The following is a 14,885-nucleotide window of genomic DNA, read 5'->3' as shown; positions in this document are numbered from 1 at the left end:
TGATTGAACGATGGGTGAGATGTGAAACATTCGCTCCCTTGCACTTAGGGGCGGGACAGCCGGATTTAAAGACTGGGCCGGATCGATGCCGCCCGCGGGCCGTCTTTTGCCGGAAGACCGCGACTACGGGCGGTGTCCGGCTTGGCACCAGCCCGATAGGTCACTATCAGCAGGAAGGACGCCGCATTTCCGGCTCAATGCGCCCGATACTCCAACCTGGCACGCGCCAACCGGCCGGGTCCCACTGCGAAGCCGAAGGTGAACAATGACCGAAATCACGATCCTGTTTGGTGGTCACGGGGCGGAACGACTGGTGTCGGTCGCCTCGGCCCAGAACCTGGCCAGCCATGCCCCTGACGCCGATCTGTGGTTCTGGCAGTCCGACGACCACTTCATCCCGGTCAGCCACGCCGAACTCGCCGCCCACCGCTCCGCCTTCGAGATCGCATTCGAGCCCACGTCGAAGCCGCTGGCCCGGAGCATCGACGAAGCTCTGGAGCGGGCCCAGGCCGACTCGCGTCTGCTGGTACTCGGCCTGCATGGCGTCGGCGCGGAAGACGGCGCGCTGGCGCTGGACTGCGAAAGACGACTGATTCCCTTCACAGGCTCGGGGTCGGCTGCGGGTGCGAGCGGCTTTGACAAGCAGCAGTCCAAGCTGCTGGCGGCCGCCCGGGGAGTCCCCGTCGCCCCCAGCCTCCTCATCTGCGCCGGTGCGGATGGCTCGGCCGCTGCCGGCTTTCTGCAGCTCCACGGACCATTGGTCGGCAAGCCCGTGGCCAGCGGCTCCAGTCACGGACTGATCGCCATCCGCGATCCATCCGGGCTGGACCTGCTGAGCGCCGCCAGCGCCGAATGCGACTACATGCTCGAACCCTTCGTCAGCGGGCGGGAATTCACCGTCGGAGTGAGCCAGATTGACGGCGTGCTGCGGGGGCTGCCGCCGGTGGAGATCGTGCTCGACCCCGATGTTCAGTTCGACTACAGCGCCAAGTATCTTGGCCGGGGTTGCCAGGAAATCTGCCCGGCCGACATTCCGGATGCCCTGTCCGGCCAGCTCCAGAGTCTGGCTCTTGCCGCCCACGCGGCCATCGGCGCCTATGGCTATTCGCGCACGGACCTGATCGTCGGGCCGGACGGGCCGGTGTTTCTGGAGATCAACACCTTGCCCGGCCTGAGCAAGGCATCGCTGATCCCGCAGGCGCTGGCGGCCGCCGGCGTTCCCTTTTCCGACTTCCTGTCCGAGCAGATCGAGCTTGCCCGCCGCCGCTACGGCTGAGGCGACGGCGGCCGGCTCCTGGAGCGCTGCAGTTTGTTTCGGCTGCCGCGCGCCTATATAGGGCAGCAGCAACAGCCGGCCACGGCGACCACGGGAGCACGATCATGGGTATCAAGAACACGCTGGCGTCAATTGCGGTCGCAGCCACCATTCTCGTCGCCAGCACGGCGGCGCGGGCGGAGACGCTGAGCATCGTCGGCTTCGGCGACAGCCTGATGGCCGGCTACCAGCTGCCGTCCAGCGCCGGCTTTCCGGCGCAACTGACACAAGCGCTGCAGGCTCGCGGCCACGACGTGGTGATCACGGATTCCGGGGTGTCGGGCGACACCACAGCCGACGGGCTGGCGCGGGTCGACTGGTCCATTCCCGACGGCACCGACGGTGTCATTCTCGAACTCGGAGCCAACGATGTTCTGCGCGGTCTGCCGGTGTCGGAAACCAGGAGCAATCTGGAGGCGATAATTGCCCGGCTGCAGGACCGGGGCATCCCCGTGCTGCTGGCTGGAATGCTGGCGCCGCCCAATATGGGCGGGGACTATGCGGCCACGTTCAATGCAATCTATCCGGACCTCGCGAAGCGCCACGACCTGATGCTGTACCCGTTCTTCCTCGACGGGGTGACAGGCAATCCCGGGCTGGAGCTCAGCGATGGAATGCATCCCAACTCCGACGGGATCAAGGTCATGGTGGAAAACTTCCTGCCGGTCGCGGAACAGTTCGTGGGTTCGCTGCAGGCGGAATAGCACGGGCCATGATGCCGTGCAGGCCGCACGATCCCGGCATCGGGTTGGGTCGAAATGATCCCACAGCGCGGTTTGCTGCGATGCAACAAAACTTCGGTCTTCCCTCAAGGTTTGGGGTTGCTCCGGGGGGCAGGGCGTGATTCGTTGGAGTTCAGACGATTCGGGGGAAAGGCGATGCCAAGGCTTTTTACCGCACTCGAGATACCGCGTGATGCCGCAATGTCGTTGTCATTGCTGCGCGGCGGGCTGCCAGGTGCACGCTGGATAGATGTCGAGAACTATCACATCACCCTGCACTTCATCGGGGATGTCGATCCGCTCGCTGCCGACGAGGTGGTTCATGCGCTTGACCGGGTCGACCGCGCCCCTTTCACCCTGTCGCTGTCGTCACTGGGTTGTTTCGGCTCAAAGCGGCCGCATTCAATATGGGCCGGGGTCGCACCTTCGCCGGAGCTGATGGCGCTTCAGGGTGAGATCGGCCGCATCTGCCAGCGCATCGGGCTGGCGCCGGATCCGCGAAAATTCGTCCCGCATGTGACACTGGCGCGATTGCGCAATCCGAGGCTTGCCGATGTGGTTCAGTATCTGGGCAGCCGGGGTGATTTCCGCACCATGCCGTTCACGGTGGGCCGCTTCGTCGTGATGTCGTCGCGGGATTCGGTCGGCGGTGGCCCCTATCTGGTCGAGGATGCCTATCCGCTGGTCGACCGCACTGTTCAGGCCAGATTCCGCAACAGCGCCGAGCACCCCTGGTCGAGCATCCGATAGACGGCTTCAAAGCCGTCCGCCGCATCATGGTAGGGATCGGGCACATCGGCGCGGATGCCGAGCGTGTGATCGAGGAACAGCCGGATCCGGCCTTGCGCGGCCAAGGGCGCGCGCGCTTTCAGGGTTGCCTCGTTGGATCGGTCCATGGCGAGGATCAGGTCGAATTGCTGGAAGTCCGCGGCAACAATCTGGCGTGCGGATTGCTGGGAGATATCGATGCCGTGGCTGCGGGCGACCGCGATGGAGCGCGGATCGGGCGGATCTCCCGCATGCCAGCCGCCGGTGCCGGCGGAATCGAGACGGAAAGCCTCCAGCCGCTCGACCTGATGCAATTGATGCCGAAAGATCCCCTCGGCCAGCGGCGAACGGCATATATTGCCCAGGCAGACGAAGAGCACCGATCCAATTCGTTTGGTTTCGGATTCGGCGCTGTCCATCATGATTTGCTCCACAGGAAGGTAGGATTGCCCGATGTCACGAGAGAAACTCGATAGCACGGCCGTTGCCGAAATGCTCGCCACGCTTGACGGCTGGTCCGCCGCCAAGGACAGCGGCTCGATCTCGCGCCAGTTCCAGTTCAGGAATTTCAGCGAAGCCTTCGCCTTCATGACCAGAGCCGCCATGCTGGCGGAAAAGCTCGATCACCATCCGGAATGGAGCAATGTCTACAAGACCGTGGACGTGACACTCTCCACCCACGATGCCGGCGGGTTGACCGAACTCGACTTCAAGATGGCGGCACTCATGAACAAGTTCGCCCGCTGACGCAGTTCGCCCAGATCTGCGCAGTGGTCTCGGGATCACGGCATGCATCATGACAAAGAACCAAGGCACATCGTGGGAATCTGAAGTCACGCGATGTGCTTTCGACAGAGGCCGACAGGGGCCGACCACCGGATGAGTTGAAGCCTGCTCTGTTCGCGCCCATATGACCATGCAGCAACCGATGACGCGGAGGGTTTCATGTCAACGATCGAGGGTGAGATACTCGGGCCGGAGGCGCGGGTGGACGATGCGCAGGAGCAGAAGGTCCGCGCCGGCTTCTGGAGGACGCTCACGCGCGCCGCCAGCCAGATCCAGTTCGCCGAGGACGTGGTGGCCGGCTATTACTGCGCGCTCGATCCCAAGACTCCGGCGCGGGCGAGAGCGATCCTGTTCGGGGCGCTGGCCTATTTCGTCCTGCCCGCCGATGCCGTTCCGGATTTCCTCGCGTTCATCGGCTTTTCGGATGATCTGGCGGTGCTGACCATGGCGATCGCCACGGTGCGCGGTCACATGACCGAAGCGCACAAGGCGGCGGCGCGGAAGGCGCTGGCGCAGATGCGCGGCGAGGGCACCGGCAGACCGGGGACCAGCGGACCGGACTGAAGCCTGCCCAGTGCCAGATGCCCCGACGTCAAACTCTCGCCGGATTCGTCGCGTTACAGTCCGTAACGAAGTGGTGAACAGCCCATTGCCGACCCTCCGCTCGATGCGGTTCCGCGTGGGAAAACGGAACATGTCGCGGAATTCCGGCCGGATTTCGCCATTTCTTGACAGTTTGGTAACCAGGATTAAGTCAATATGAACCAATCGATTCACATCGCTCCGTCGTCATTGTGGCGGAGCGGGAGAGACGTCACGGGATCAGAAACCGGTAGGATAGCTATGTTTGGGAAGAAAATTGCAGCCGCACTCACGGTGGTTCTCGCGACGACCGCAGCCGCAGCCGCACAATCGCCGACCCGCATTCAGCAATTTGATGCCTGGGGGGCCTATTCCTATACGTCGGGCAACGCCAAGGTCTGCTACGTGCTGTCGGTGCCGACAAGCTCGACGCCCGCCAATGTCGATCACGGCGACATCTTCTTTCTGATTTCGCAGCGCCCCGGCCAGAATGTCAGCTATGAGCCGCAGGCGATGATGGGTTATCCGTTGCAGGAGGCCTCGAAGATCAATGTCGTCATCGACAGCCGAAGCTTCACCCTCTTCACCCGCGGCAATTCGGCCTGGGTGGAAAACGCCGCCGAGGAGCCGCAATTGGTGGCGGCGATGAAGGCCGGCACGGCGATGACGGTCAAGGCGGTGTCGCGGCGCGGCACCAACACCTCCTACAGCTATTCCCTCAAGGGTGTGACGGCGGCGCTCAACCAGATTGCCAGCTGCAACTGATCCGGCTGCGGACCGAGACGTCAAGAGAGCCGGGCAACCGGCTCTCTTGCGTTTCAGGCAAGCGCGTGCAGCGTGTCGAGCAAAGGTGACGCCGGTGCAAAAACCTGCTACAGCGCCGCAATCCTCCAACATGTGCGAACAAAACCATGGCCGTCTCCCTTGATCTCATGAACCCGGCAAGCCGCCCGGTGGCAACTCCAGCCGCCGGCGAGAAGGCGTCGCTGATCGGACTCAGCCGCGAGGAGATGGTCGATGCGCTGCGTTCCCACGGCGTGGCCGAGCGGCAGTTGAAGATGCGGGTCAGCCAGATCTGGCACTGGCTCTATGTGCGCGGCGTCTCGGACTTCGCCGACATGCTCAACATCTCGCGCGAATTGCGCGAACTCCTGTCCGAGCGTTTCTCCATTGCCCGGCCGGAGATTGCCGAGGAGCAGATTTCCAACGACGGCACCCGCAAATGGCTGATCCGGTTTCCCTCCCGCGGCGCCGGGCGCCCGGTGGAGATCGAGACAGTCTACATTCCCGAGGAAGGGCGCGGCACGCTGTGCATTTCCAGCCAGGTCGGCTGCACGCTGACCTGCACCTTCTGCCACACCGGAACTCAGAAGCTGGTGCGCAACCTCACCGCCGAAGAGATTCTGGCACAGCTGCTGATTGCCCGCGACCGGCTCGGCGACTTCCCCGACCGCGACACGCCGGTCGGCATGATCGCCCCGGCGGAAGGCCGCAAGGTTTCCAACATCGTGATGATGGGCATGGGCGAACCGCTCTACAATTTCGAGAACGTCAAGAAGGCGCTGCTGATCGCATCGGACGGCGACGGCCTGTCGCTGTCCAAGCGCCGGATCACGCTGTCGACGTCGGGGGTGGTGCCCGAGATCGCGCGCGCAGGCAACGAGATCGGCGTCATGCTGGCGATATCGCTGCACGCGGTCCGCGACGAGCTGCGCGACGAACTGGTGCCGATCAACCGGAAATATCCGCTGGCCGAGCTGCTGGCGGCCTGCCGCGCCTATCCCGGCGTCTCCAATGCACGCCGCATCACGTTCGAATATGTGATGCTCAAGGGCGTCAACGACAGTCTGGCGGACGCCCGCGACCTGGTGCGGCTGCTCAAGGGCATTCCCGCCAAGATCAACCTGATCCCCTTCAATCCATGGCCCGGATCGGTGCACGAATGCTCGGACTGGGAGCAGATCGAGGCGTTCTCGGACTTCGTCAACCATGCCGGTTACGCCTCGCCCATCCGCACCCCGCGCGGCCGCGACATTTCGGCGGCCTGCGGCCAGCTGAAGTCTGAATCAGAACGCATGCGCAAGACGGACCGGCTGGCGATGGAAGCCGCGATGATCGCCGGCCACGGCGCGGACTGACCGGGAATGGGGAATTTCGCCCGGCTGTTCCTGCGCTTCATCGCCATCGGAGTCGGGTTCTTCGTGGCCTGCATTGCCGCGGGAACGACTTACGCGTTCCTCGCCCGGCTGATCCAGCCCGAGGATTTCGGTCGCTATGACGAGGTCGAGATGACGGTGACGCTGATTATCGGCGTGCTCGGCGTTTCCAGCCTGTTCGCCCGGGCGGCACTGGTGCCGGCGCTGGTGCTGATCTTCCTATTCGAATTCCTGCGCCTGCGCGACTGGCTCAGCCATGCTGTCGCCGGGGCGCTGATGACGCTGGCGCTGTGCGCCGTGCCGTTCGCCGAGGGCGGCGACATCCCGATCAACATGATCGCGGTGCTGGTCACCTGCGGGATCGTCGGCGCGTCGATCTACTGGCTGGTCACGGGCTGCCGCGCCGGACGCTGGCTGCCGAGCGAAAGCCCGGAGCCTCCGCCGCAGGGCTGAGGCCGATGTCAGCGGGCGTGGGCGAACAGGATGCGCACCGCAAACAGGGAAAAGACGGCCGCAAAAACGCAGTCGACGACGCGCATCGCCTTCGGCTGGCGCTTGAGCCACGACGAGATGCCGTGGGCGCCGAGCACGATGACAATGACCACAGGCACCGATTCGAGCACGAAGAGCAGGCCGAGCGTGATCAGCTTGCCGGCGATCAGCGGATCGCCGGCGGCGACGAATTGCGGAAGAAAGGTCATGAAAAACAAGATGATCTTCGGGTTGAGCAGGTTGACGCCGAGCCCCTGAGCCCAGTTCGAACCGAGGCTGCGGCCGCTGGCGGCCGCGTGGGCCACAGTCAGGCTCGATCCCTTGCGCAGGGCCTGGACCGCCAGCCACAACAGATAGGCGGCGCCTGCCACCTTGAGCGCAAAGAACCCCATCGGCGAAGCCACCACCAGCGCGGACAGCCCAAGCGCCACCAGCAGCGTGTGGATGGCGATGCCGGTCATGGCGCCCAACACGCAGGCAAAGCCTGCTATGCGCCCATCCGACAGCGAGCGCGAGATGAACAGCGTCATGTCGGGGCCGGGCGTGATCGCCAGCACCAGGGAGGCGGCCGAGAAGGCGAGAAAGGTTGACAGGTCCGGCAGATATTCGATCATGGCGCTCTCTCCCATCACCCGGCACCGATCATCGGCGATCTGGCCGCATTCGCCACCCGATTCCATGCTTTCGCGACCATTGCAAGCTTGTATCCGCAAGCTTTCTGGCTAAAGTGCCGCCGCATCGCGGCAGGGCGGCCGCACCGTCACAGAACAGGACTTTTGATCCCATGGTATCGCACAAGGACGTCAAGAAGGTTGTCCTCGCCTATTCGGGCGGGCTCGACACGTCGATCATTCTGAAATGGCTGCAGACCGAGCTGGGCGCCGAAGTGGTCACCTTCACCGCCGATCTCGGCCAGGGCGAAGAGCTGGCGCCGGCGCGCAAGAAGGCCGAGATGCTCGGCATCCCCGACAAGAACATCTATATCGAGGACGTGCGCGAGGAATTTGTCTCCGACTTCGTCTTCCCGATGTTCCGCGCCAACGCCGTCTATGAAGGCGTCTACCTGCTCGGCACCTCGATCGCCCGGCCGCTGATTTCCAAGCGTCTGGTCGAGATCGCCGCCGAAACCGGCGCCGACGCCATTGCCCATGGCGCCACCGGCAAGGGCAACGACCAGGTCCGCTTCGAACTCTCCGCCTATGCACTCAACCCCGACATCAAGATCATCGCCCCCTGGCGCGACTGGACCTTCAAGAGCCGCACGGATCTGATCAAGTTCGCCGAGGAGCACCAGATCCCGGTGGCCAAGGACAAGATGGGCGAGGCCCCGTTCTCGGTCGACGCCAACCTGCTGCACTCCTCCTCCGAGGGCAAGGTGCTGGAGGACCCGGCGATGGAAGCCCCGGAATACGTGCACATGCGCACGATCTCGCCGGAAGCAGCACCCGACAAGGCGACCATCATCAAGGTCGGCTTCGAGAAGGGCGACGCGGTATCGATCAACGGCGTCCGGATGAGCCCGGCCACCCTGTTGGCCGAACTCAACACCCATGGCCGCGACAACGGCATCGGCCGTCTAGACCTGGTCGAGAACCGCTTTGTCGGCATGAAGTCGCGCGGAGTCTACGAGACTCCCGGCGGCACCATCCTGCTCACCGCCCACCGGGCGATGGAATCGATCACGCTCGACCGCGGTGCCGCCCATCTCAAGGACGAGCTGATGCCGCGCTATGCGGAACTGATCTATTTCGGCTTCTGGTTCTCGCCCGAACGCGAGATGCTGCAGGCGGCGATCGACCTGAGCCAGCAGCATGTCGAGGGTGAAGTCACGCTCAAGCTCTACAAGGGCAATGTGATGGTCACCGGCCGCGAGAGCGACAAGTCGCTTTATTCCGATGCGCTTGTCACCTTCGAGGACGACCGCGGCGCTTATGACCAGAAGGACGCCGCCGGCTTCATCCGGCTCAACGCGCTGCGCCTGCGCACCCTGGCCGCGCGCAACCGTCGGACCTGACAGGCCTGCACCGGGGCGGGTGATCCCGCCCCGGACGGCCCCGCCCCGCAGTCCGCGCAAGGCTGATTGCGGTCCCAGGGCGGCGGATCGACGCTGGACGGTTGCAGGCGGTGCCGCGCCCGCCTACATGCGGAGTTCAACAGGATATTGTCATGACTCAGCCCGCGCCCGATCTCGACCCCGTCTTCCACTGGAGCGGCCCGCTCGGCCTGCCCAATTTCCGCACGATCCGCGATGACGCCTTCGCCCCGGCATTCGACATCGGCCTTTCCGGCCACGACGCCGACATCGCGGCGATCGCCGACAATCCGGACGCCCCCGATTTCGCCAACACGTTGGTGGCGCTGGAACTGGCAGGCGACCAGCTCAGTCATGTCTCGTCGCTGTTCTGGAACCGCGCCGGCACCGACACCAACCCGGTGATCCAGGACCTGGAGCGCAACATGGCGCCGCTGTTGTCGCGGCATTATTCGAAGATCGCCATGAACCCGAAGCTGTTTGCCCGCATCGACGCGCTCTACCAGGGACGGGATGGCCTCGCACTCGATGCGGAACAGCAACGGCTCCTGGAGCGGGTGTGGAAATCCTTCGTCAAGTCCGGCGCCAGGCTCGATGCCGCAGGCCAGAAGCGGCTGGCGGAGGTGGGCGAGCGGCTCGCCAGCCTCGGCGCCCAGTTCGGCCAGAACGTGCTCGCCGATGAGAGCGAATGGCTGCTGCTGCTCGATCAGGACGCGGACCTCGAAGGCCTGCCGGACTATCTGCGCGACGCCATGGCGGCGGTGGCCAGCGATCGCGGCCATCCCGGCAAATATGCCGTCACGCTGTCGCGCTCGATCATCGATCCGTTCCTGTCGCTGAGTGCCCGGCGCGACCTGCGCGAGACGGCGTTCAAGGCGTGGATCGCCCGGGGCGCCGGCGGTGGGGCCACCGACAATGCGGCGCTGATCGCCGAGATCATCGCGCTCAGGACCGAGAAGGCGCAACTGCTCGGCTACGAGACCTATGCGGCCTACAAGCTCGACAACACCATGGCCAAGACCGCCGAAGCGGTCGAGGAGCTGCTGGGCGACGTCTGGACCCGGGCGGTGAAGAAGGCCGGCGAGGAAGAGGCGGATCTCGAGGCGCTGGTGGCGGAAGACGGCGCCAACCACCCGGTCGAGGCCTGGGACTGGCGCTATTATGCCGAAAAGCTGAAGGCGCGGCGCTTCGATTTCTCCGAATCCGAGCTCAAGCCCTACCTGTCGCTGGAACGCATGATCGAGGCCTGCTTCGACGTGGCGGGCCGGCTGTTCGGCATTTCCCTGACCGAGAGGCCGGAACTCACCGGCCCGCACCCCGATGCCCGTGTCTTCGATGTGCGAGACAGGTCGGGGGCGCATCTGGCGGTGTTCATCGCTGATTATTACGCGCGGCCGTCGAAGCGCTCCGGCGCCTGGATGAGCGCGCTGCAATCCCAGCACGGCCTGACCACCGCGGAGGGCAAGGCCGGCGAGACGCCGATCATCCTCAACGTGATGAACTTTTCCAAGCCGTCGGCCGGCAAGCCGGCGCTGCTGTCTCTGAATGACGCGCTGACGCTGTTTCACGAGTTCGGGCACGCGCTTCACGGCATGCTGTCGAGCGTCACCTACCCGTCGCTGTCGGGGACCTCGGTGTCGCGCGACTTCGTCGAACTTCCCTCTCAGCTCTACGAGCACTGGCTGATGGTGCCGGAAATCCTCGAGAAGCATGCGCGGCATTTCGAGACCGACGCGCCGATCCCGCGCGCGCTGCTCGACAAGGTGCTGGCCGCCAAGACCTTCAATGCCGGCTTCAACGCGGTCGAGTTCACGGCCTCGGCGCTGGTCGACATGGCCTGGCACACCGTCACCGGCGCCATCGATCCTGTCGGGTTCGAGGCCGCGACGCTGAAGCGCCTCGGCATGCCGAAGGCCATGGTCATGCGCCACGCCAGCCCGCATTTCCTGCATGTGTTCTCCGGCGAGGGCTATTCGGCAGGCTACTACTCCTACATGTGGTCGGAGGTGCTCGATGCCGATGCCTTCGCCGCCTTCGAGGAGGCAGGCGATCCGTTCGATCCGGCAACCGCCGAGCGGCTCAAGTCGGAGATCTACTCGACCGGCGGCACCCGCGATCCCGGTGAGCTTTACGTCGCCTTCCGTGGCCGGCTGCCCACCGCCGACGCGATGCTCGCCAAGCGCGGGCTGGCCTGACAGGCCGCGGGATTCGGGTGCCGCAACGGGTCAACCGGCCTGTTCCGGCGCCCTGTCCTTTGACAGCGATGGGCGCGATCTGGCGATGATCGCTTCGATCGCGTCGGCGAGGTGAATCTCGGCGATGCTGCGGTCGCCGTTCTCGACCCGGATCCTGTGGGCCTCGAACAGCACTTCGGCGTGGGAGGATCCGGCCGGGGGCTCGAACCGATAGGCGGCAAGCTCCACGAGGAATCCCAGCGGATCGCTGAAGTAGATCGAATCCATGAACCCCCTGTCCTTGACGCCGCTGTGCTCTATGCCGCGTTCCGCCAGCCGCTCCATGGCCTGGGAAAAGGTGGCTCTCGACACGTTGATGGCAAGGTGGTGCACGGCGCCCGGTTCGGTCGAGGTGCGGGTGCGGTCGGGCCGGCGTTCATCATTGGTGAAGACCGTGATCAGCCTTCCGTCCCCGGGATCGAAATAGAGGTGGCTTTCCGAGGCGTTGTCGAGATTGGGCTGTTCGAAGACGAACGGCATTCCGAGCACGCCTTCCCAGAAGTCTATCGAGGTCTGCCGGTCCGCTCCGACAAACGTGATGTGATGTATTCCCTGTGCCTGCAGTGTCCGCATCCTGCTCTCCTGTAGCTGACTGTCCCGAGCAACCGCCTCACCCTGCGCGATCGCGGTGCATCGCCGCATTTTACAACCGTCCGACGTCGCGTGCCACGGGAATGTGACCGGCGGGTTGCCGGGGTCGGCAGGTGGCGAGATGGTTTCGAACCGTGTTGGGAATTCGTCTCCGGCCCGCTGCACGTGGGCACCTTCGGTCCCGACGACCTCGACCAGACTTTCGGTTCGAACTCAAATACATCAAGGCGCCGGCGGCCGATGAGGGCGCCGATCTGTCGCCGTCCATGGGACTGCAGCTCTTCGGCCTCGTCGACATCGACGGCGACAGCGAGCAACTGACGGTGCGGCTGATGGATCGCGGCGAGGCGAAGCTGTACAAGGTGACGCTCGATCCGGTGCGCAGCGCCTGACGGCCACACGCATGGCGGGCACGCCGGGCTGAAGGACGCGTCGACAGCAGGCCCGGCCGATGCCATATAAACCAAGCTTTCCGGTTTTCCCTTTCGCATTTGCGAAATTCCATGTATGGACGCGCCAACTGGAACCAGCGCGTCCCTGCGCTCCCCCGATCCCGAGTGAGACCCATGTCCATCCGCAATATTGCGATCATCGCCCATGTTGACCATGGGAAGACCACCCTCGTTGACGAACTCCTGAAGCAGTCCGGCTCCTTCCGCGAGAACCAGCGCGTCGCCGAACGCGTGATGGATTCCAACGATCTGGAAAAAGAACGCGGCATCACCATCCTTGCCAAGGCCACCTCGGTGGAATGGAAGGGCAACCGCATCAACATCGTCGACACGCCTGGCCACGCCGACTTCGGCGGCGAAGTCGAGCGCATCCTGTCGATGGTGGACGGCGCGATCGTGCTCGTCGACGCCTCCGAAGGCCCGATGCCGCAGACCAAGTTCGTGGTCGGCAAGGCGCTCAAGGTCGGCCTGCGCCCGATCGTGGTCATCAACAAGATCGATCGTCCGGACGGCCGCCATGAAGAAGTCATCAATGAAGTCTTCGACCTGTTCGCCGCGCTCGACGCCACCGACGACCAGCTCGACTTCCCGATCCTCTACGGTTCGGGCCGCGCCGGCTGGATGAACCTCAATCCCGAGGGCCCGCAGGACGAAGGTCTGGCGCCGCTGCTTGATCTCGTGCTCAAACATGTGCCCGAGCCGACCGTGGTCGAAGGTCCGTTCCGGATGATCGGCACGCTGCTTGAAGCCAACCCGTTCCTGGGCCGCATCATCACCGGCCGCATCGAATCGGGCTCGATCAAGTCGAACCAGCCCGTCAAGGTGCTCGACCAGTCGGGAAAGGTCGTCGAGACCGGCCGCATTTCCAAGATTCTCGCCTTCCGCGGCATCGAGCGCCAGCCGATCGAGGAAGCCCATGCGGGCGACATCGTCGCCATCGCCGGGCTCACCAAGGGCACCGTGGCCGACACGTTCTGCGATCCCTCGGTCACCGAGCCGATGACGGCGCAGCCGATCGATCCGCCGACCGTGACCATGTCGTTCATGGTCAATGACAGTCCGCTTGCCGGCACCGAGGGTGACAAGGTGACGAGCCGCGTCATCCGCGACCGCCTGATGCGCGAAGCCGAAGGCAACGTGGCGCTCAGGATCGAGGAGTCTGAAGAAAAGGACTCGTTCTTCGTCTCCGGCCGCGGCGAACTGCAGCTGGCCGTGCTGATCGAGACCATGCGCCGCGAGGGCTTCGAACTGGCCGTGTCGCGTCCGCGAGTGGTGATGCATGAAGACGAGAACGGCAAGCTGCTCGAGCCCATCGAGGAAGTGGTCATCGACGTCGACGAAGGCCATTCCGGTGTCGTCGTTCAGAAGATGTCCGAGCGCAAGGGCGAGATGATCGAACTGCGTCCCTCCGGCGGCGACCGCCTGCGTCTGGTCTTCCATGCGCCGACCCGCGGCCTGATCGGCTACCAGTCGGAAATGCTGACCGACACCCGCGGCACCGCGGTGATGAACCGGCTGTTCCATAGCTACCAGCCTTACCGGGGCGACATCGCCGGCCGTACCAACGGTGTGCTGTTGTCCAACCAGTCGGGCGAAGCGGTGGCGTATGCCATGTTCAACCTGGAAGACCGCGGCGCGATGATCATCGAGCCGGGCGAAAAGGTCTATGCCGGCATGATCATCGGCATCCACACCCGCGACAACGACCTCGAGCTCAATGTGCTCAAGGGCAAGCAGCTGACCAACATCCGCTCCGCCGGCAAGGACGAGGCCGTCAAGCTCACCCCGCCGATCCGGATGACGCTCGACCGCGCCCTGTCCTGGATCCAGGACGACGAGCTGTGCGAAGTGACTCCGGTCTCGATCCGGCTGCGCAAACGCTATCTCGACGCCAACGACCGCAAGCGGTTCGGCAAGTCCAAGACCGGCGTCGCCTGATCATTACAATGCAGCACTTGCGCCGAAGGTTAACGAGGCGTTAACCTTCGGCCGGTTGTCCACCGAACAAAGCTGTGGGCAGTCGGCCCGCGCAGGTCATCAGCGCTTCGCGGGTCGGGCTCTGACCGGTAACGTGGCTGCATGAACGCACTGACCATCGAGATCAGGCACGCTGAGCCAGCGGATGCCCCTGCGATTGCGGAGACCCACCGGGCTTCCTGGCAGTATGCCTATGCCGGAATCCTGCCCTACAGGACATTGCGCGCCATGCTCGAGCGCCGCAACGTCTCATGGTGGCGGCGGGCCATTCGCGGCTCCACCAGCATCCTGCTGCTCGATGTCGGCGGCACCGTTGCCGGCTATGCCACCCTCGGTCTCAACCGCGCCCGCTCGTTGCCGCAGGAGGGCGAGATCTACGAACTCTATCTGCGTCCCGAATACCAGGGCGTCGGCCTCGGCCGGAAGCTGTTCGCCGAAGCGCGGCTGCTGCTGTCGTCGCTGGGCTGCAAGGGATCGGTGGTGTGGTGTCTCGAGGACAATGACCCGGCGATGGCGTTCTATCACGGCCAGGGCGGCCGGGATCTGGCAGAGGGTTTCGAGTTGTTCGACGGCAAGACGCTGAAGAAGGTCGCCTTTGCCTGGAGCTGATGCTGCAGTGCGAAAGTCCGATTGCGTTCCGGCCGGTTTGTCTGTATCCCGCCGGTGAATGCCGCACTTGCCCGCCAAGCCGCGGCGTGTCTCTTTCGCCAAGGCATCCCCAGACTGTCGGCCCATAGCCGCATGCGGGCGCCAAGGCTGTGCACTGGATCGGAGCAGT

General features: G+C 64.4%; 15 protein-coding genes and 1 pseudogene. 13 read left to right on the top strand and 3 right to left on the bottom strand.

Translation table 11 applies throughout. From position 1 onward, the window contains the following. Positions 1 to 265: 265 nt before the first annotated feature. The 3 genes from DFR52_RS19530 to thpR all read left to right on the top strand — a co-directional run bounded on the left by DFR52_RS19530 (position 266) and on the right by thpR (position 2,787). A complete protein-coding gene (locus DFR52_RS19530) occupies positions 266 to 1,276 on the top strand; it encodes a D-alanine--D-alanine ligase family protein (RefSeq protein WP_110033696.1) in 1,011 nt (336 codons plus the stop codon). A gap of 104 nt (positions 1,277 to 1,380) precedes the next feature. After that, on the top strand, positions 1,381 to 2,019 hold the full coding sequence (locus tag DFR52_RS19525) for an arylesterase (RefSeq protein ID WP_110033695.1): 639 nt from the start codon (positions 1,381 to 1,383) through the stop codon (positions 2,017 to 2,019). Positions 2,020 to 2,193: 174 nt separating this feature from the next. Beyond that, positions 2,194 to 2,787 carry an RNA 2',3'-cyclic phosphodiesterase gene (gene thpR, locus DFR52_RS19520; RefSeq protein WP_110033694.1) on the top strand — a complete coding sequence of 198 codons (594 nt, stop codon included), beginning with the start codon at positions 2,194 to 2,196 and terminating at the stop codon, positions 2,785 to 2,787. Here thpR and DFR52_RS19515 read toward each other — a convergent pair. Then, positions 2,736 to 3,224, bottom strand: coding sequence for a low molecular weight protein-tyrosine-phosphatase (locus DFR52_RS19515; protein WP_110033693.1), 489 nt, complete (start codon positions 3,222 to 3,224; stop codon positions 2,736 to 2,738). The two genes, thpR and DFR52_RS19515, sit on opposite strands and share 52 nt — an antisense overlap. Positions 3,225 to 3,258: 34 nt before the next feature. Here DFR52_RS19515 and DFR52_RS19510 point away from each other — a divergent pair, with 34 nt between their 5' ends. From DFR52_RS19510 to DFR52_RS19490, 5 genes are all read left to right on the top strand, one after another. After that, positions 3,259 to 3,552 carry a 4a-hydroxytetrahydrobiopterin dehydratase gene (locus DFR52_RS19510; RefSeq protein WP_110033692.1) on the top strand — a complete coding sequence of 98 codons (294 nt, stop codon included), beginning with the start codon at positions 3,259 to 3,261 and terminating at the stop codon, positions 3,550 to 3,552. 198 nt (positions 3,553 to 3,750) lie between these two features. Next, positions 3,751 to 4,155, top strand: coding sequence for a YkvA family protein (locus DFR52_RS19505; protein WP_110033691.1), 405 nt, complete (start codon positions 3,751 to 3,753; stop codon positions 4,153 to 4,155). A gap of 279 nt (positions 4,156 to 4,434) precedes the next feature. Then, positions 4,435 to 4,938, top strand: a complete 504-nt coding sequence (locus DFR52_RS19500; protein ID WP_110033690.1) for an invasion associated locus B family protein — start codon at positions 4,435 to 4,437, stop codon at positions 4,936 to 4,938. A 167-nt stretch (positions 4,939 to 5,105) separates the two neighbouring features. Beyond that, positions 5,106 to 6,311 (top strand): dual-specificity RNA methyltransferase RlmN, encoded by a 1,206-nt coding sequence (gene rlmN, locus DFR52_RS19495; protein ID WP_245415416.1) that lies wholly within the window; start codon positions 5,106 to 5,108, stop codon positions 6,309 to 6,311. Positions 6,312 to 6,317: 6 nt separating this feature from the next. Next, positions 6,318 to 6,782: a hypothetical protein gene (locus DFR52_RS19490; protein ID WP_110033688.1), complete on the top strand. Its 465-nt coding sequence runs from the start codon at positions 6,318 to 6,320 to the stop codon at positions 6,780 to 6,782. A gap of 8 nt (positions 6,783 to 6,790) precedes the next feature. Here DFR52_RS19490 and DFR52_RS19485 read toward each other — a convergent pair whose 3' ends face one another. Continuing rightward, positions 6,791 to 7,432: a LysE family translocator gene (locus DFR52_RS19485; protein ID WP_110033788.1), complete on the bottom strand. Its 642-nt coding sequence runs from the start codon at positions 7,430 to 7,432 to the stop codon at positions 6,791 to 6,793. A 173-nt stretch (positions 7,433 to 7,605) separates the two neighbouring features. On the opposite strand from DFR52_RS19485, the gene DFR52_RS19480 reads away from it, so the two are divergent. Together DFR52_RS19480 and DFR52_RS19475 are read left to right on the top strand one after the other, a co-directional pair. After that, positions 7,606 to 8,835 (top strand): argininosuccinate synthase, encoded by a 1,230-nt coding sequence (locus tag DFR52_RS19480; protein ID WP_110033687.1) that lies wholly within the window; start codon positions 7,606 to 7,608, stop codon positions 8,833 to 8,835. A 152-nt stretch (positions 8,836 to 8,987) separates the two neighbouring features. After that, the gene (locus tag DFR52_RS19475) at positions 8,988 to 11,048 is read left to right on the top strand and encodes a M3 family metallopeptidase (protein ID WP_110033686.1); all 2,061 of its coding nucleotides are present in this window, start codon (positions 8,988 to 8,990) and stop codon (positions 11,046 to 11,048) included. Between the two features lie 30 nt (positions 11,049 to 11,078). Here the strand turns inward: DFR52_RS19475 and DFR52_RS19470 are convergent, their stop codons facing one another. After that, a complete protein-coding gene (locus tag DFR52_RS19470; protein ID WP_110033685.1) occupies positions 11,079 to 11,660 on the bottom strand; it encodes a VOC family protein in 582 nt (193 codons plus the stop codon). 144 nt (positions 11,661 to 11,804) lie between these two features. Between DFR52_RS19470 and DFR52_RS19465 the strand changes: the two are divergent. From DFR52_RS19465 to DFR52_RS19455, 3 genes and pseudogenes are all read left to right on the top strand, one after another. Further along, a pseudogene (locus tag DFR52_RS19465) lies at positions 11,805 to 12,070 on the top strand (alkaline phosphatase D family protein); the annotation flags it as partial. A 174-nt stretch (positions 12,071 to 12,244) separates the two neighbouring features. After that, positions 12,245 to 14,068: a translational GTPase TypA gene (gene typA / locus DFR52_RS19460; protein WP_110033684.1), complete on the top strand. Its 1,824-nt coding sequence runs from the start codon at positions 12,245 to 12,247 to the stop codon at positions 14,066 to 14,068. 141 nt (positions 14,069 to 14,209) lie between these two features. Next, complete coding sequence (locus tag DFR52_RS19455) at positions 14,210 to 14,716, top strand: GNAT family N-acetyltransferase (protein WP_110033683.1); 507 nt, start codon at positions 14,210 to 14,212, stop codon at positions 14,714 to 14,716. The last annotated feature ends 169 nt before the right edge of the window (positions 14,717 to 14,885 follow it).

It is taken from the genome of Hoeflea marina (assembly GCF_003182275.1).
Lineage (GTDB): Bacteria > Pseudomonadota > Alphaproteobacteria > Rhizobiales > Rhizobiaceae > Hoeflea > Hoeflea marina.
The sequence above is the reverse complement of the archived record's forward strand: the minus strand, read 5'-3'. Positions and strand labels throughout refer to the sequence as shown.